The 1554-nt window shown below is 74.1% G+C and carries 2 protein-coding genes and 1 pseudogene; all 3 read right to left on the reverse strand.

Annotated elements, in window-relative coordinates; genetic code table 11:
* On the reverse strand, nt 1-451 hold a 451-nt coding region (locus tag A612_RS03960), incomplete at its 3' end, for a YgjP-like metallopeptidase domain-containing protein (protein ID WP_019373258.1).
* On the reverse strand, nt 451-1227 hold the full coding sequence (locus A612_RS03965; protein ID WP_019373259.1) for a lysophospholipid acyltransferase family protein: 777 nt from the start codon (nt 1225-1227) through the stop codon (nt 451-453). The genes A612_RS03965 and A612_RS03960, both read right to left, overlap by 1 nt.
* A 26-nt stretch (nt 1228-1253) precedes the next feature.
* Nucleotides 1254-1554 (reverse strand): annotated as a pseudogene (locus A612_RS17290) (hypothetical protein); the annotation flags it as partial.

Below are 1554 nucleotides of genomic sequence, written 5' to 3' on the forward strand. Positions count from 1 at the left end.
GCCGGGCGCCGGCGCCCGCGACCCGGTGCGCCGGATCGAGCACGATCGCCAGCGGCTCGCCCAGGTAGGGCAGCACCGCGCCCTCCTTCCAGTCGATGCGCGCCCCCTCCAGGCGGCGCTGCCACTCGCCTTGCTCGGCCAACTTGCGCACGATCCAGCCCGCCTTGGCCTGCAGCGCCGCCTCGATGGCGCCCACGCTGGCGCTGGCGGGCGCGCGCACCGACAGGCCGTCGCCGTCCACGCGAAAGCCGATGCTCCTGCGCCGCGCACGCCGCAGCACGTAGGCCACCCGCAGGCCCTCGAGCACGACCTGCCGATTGGCCTGCGGATGCTCCAGCGGGGCCGAAGCGGCCTGCGGCGCCGCGACCGGGGCCGGCCCGGCGGCGGGGCCCTCCTCCGGACCGGGCGCGATTCCCAGGAAGTCCAGCACCAGCTGCCGGGCGGCTTGCATCACGACGGTGTGCCGGAGGGCGCCGCCGCGGCGGGGTCGGCGGGGTAGGCCTCGGGATCCAGGCGCCGCATCTCGGCCTCGATCCATGCTTCGACCTCGCGCATCAGCTCATCGGGCTTGCGCCCGGCGCTGGCGATGGGCGCGCCGATGGACATGCGCACCACCCCCGGACGCTTGACGAAGGCCTTCGGGGGCCAGACGGTGGCGGAGGCGACGGCGATGGGCACCACCGGCACCCCGGCGTCGATCGCCAGGCGCGTGCCGCCGCTCTTGTATTCGCCCTGCGCCCCGCGCGGCACGCGCGTGCCCTCGGGGAACATGATGACCCAGGTGCCCTTGGCGAGCAGGCGCCGCCCCTGCTGGAGCACGCGGGCAAAGGCGCGCGTGGGCTTGTCGCGGTCGATGTGGATCATGTCCAGGCTGCCGATCGACCAGCCGAAGAACGGCACGGCGAGCAGCTCCTTCTTGAAAACGTAGGCGATCGGCCGCGGGAGCATGGCGGGCAGCAGGAAGGTCTCGTAGGCCGACTGGTGCTTGGCCAGCAGCACGGCCCCTGCCGGATCGTGCAGCGGCAGGTTTTGCAGGCCTTCGATCTGCGGGCGAATGCCCAGCACCCAGCGCGAGGCCAGCACGACGATGCGCAGCCAGGCGCGGGCCACGCGGTAGGCGGCATCGGGGTTGCGCGTGAGCGCGCGCACCAGCAGCACGCCGAAGGTGTAGGGGATGACGGTGACGACCAGCACCAGCAGGTGCAGGATGGAGCGGATCAGGGACATGGTGCCAAGGCAGTGTAGGTGCGCGATTATTCCCGCTGCCACCCCAGCACGTAGCGCCCGCCCAGGCGACCCCGTGCCCACCGCAGGGAGAGCCGCCCGCCCGGCGCCCCACCGCGCGCAGCGGCATCCTCGATCAGGATCTGGCGCGGCGTCGCCTCGTCGGCCAGCGCCAGCACCACCAGCGTGCCGCCCGTGCCGCGCAGGCTGGGCGGCACGAACCGGCTGCCCAGCACCTGCGCCTGCAGCAGCTGCGGCTCGGGCACGAGCGTGCGCAGGTTCCACTCGCGCGCGAGCAACCCGGCTGCGGCCGCGAGGCAGGCCGCCAGC

Origin of the sequence: Melaminivora alkalimesophila (assembly GCF_000282995.1) — a bacterium.
In the GTDB taxonomy this organism is placed as follows: domain Bacteria; phylum Pseudomonadota; class Gammaproteobacteria; order Burkholderiales; family Burkholderiaceae_C; genus Melaminivora; species Melaminivora alkalimesophila.